The 647-nt window shown below is 68.0% G+C and carries 2 protein-coding genes; both read right to left on the bottom strand.

Translation table 11 applies throughout. The features are described from left to right. Window positions 1–60 precede the first annotated feature (60 nt). A complete protein-coding gene (locus HW578_RS27400) occupies window positions 61–324 on the bottom strand; it encodes a phage tail assembly chaperone (RefSeq protein WP_456308303.1) in 264 nt (87 codons plus the stop codon). A gap of 41 nt (window positions 325–365) precedes the next feature. After that, window positions 366–647: hypothetical protein (locus tag HW578_RS27395; RefSeq protein ID WP_198373831.1), on the bottom strand; the 282-nt coding region annotated here is incomplete at its 5' end.

Raw genomic sequence — 647 nt, 5'->3', positions numbered from 1 at the left:
AACATCTCCCGGCGCCCCAACCTGATCCATCAAGGTAGGACGCCCACCACTGGACGGGTTTTACTCCGCCCGCAGCAGCATCACGCCGCCGCTCCAGTGGCCGACTTTCTCTCCGCCGTTCACAGCCGGGTGCAGCGGGATCCGCATGGTGCGGCACCAGGCCTCGACATCGCGGTGCTGGATCGCCTGTGGGATGCCGCTCTCCGTATGGAGCCGCTGGGCGTCGAGTTCGCCGAAGGCCCGCCAGACGGCCTCGGAACCTGGCGGACGCGGCGGGCCGACGAGCCCCGCCGGCATCCTCCCGCTCTGCCGCTGCGCCGACAGCAGGTGTTGGCGCCGCGTGCCGCCGTCCTTGAGGCGCTGGCTCAGCCAGAATTGGTGCCGGCCATGGGCGCGGAGGGCATCGAGCCAGCCAAAGGGAAGAAGTTGCCGCTGACATTGAGGAAGGCGATCGCTGCGTTGCGAAGCCAGCGCAGGCCGGTGGCGTTGTAGGCGCCGGCGGCGAGATCGAAGCTGCAAGGGAGATCCCTGCGAAACGCCTTGCTGAGCGACAGATGGGCTGATTCGCTGAGCCTGGTGATGGCAGTTGTGAGGCGGAGATGGGTCAGCGTCGGATCGGACAGGCGAGCTTGGCGGAGGCGCTTCTG

Source organism: Roseomonas rosulenta, assembly GCF_016106005.1.
Taxonomy (GTDB): domain Bacteria; phylum Pseudomonadota; class Alphaproteobacteria; order Acetobacterales; family Acetobacteraceae; genus Neoroseomonas; species Neoroseomonas rosulenta.
This window is presented reverse-complemented; position numbering and strand designations above follow the sequence as displayed.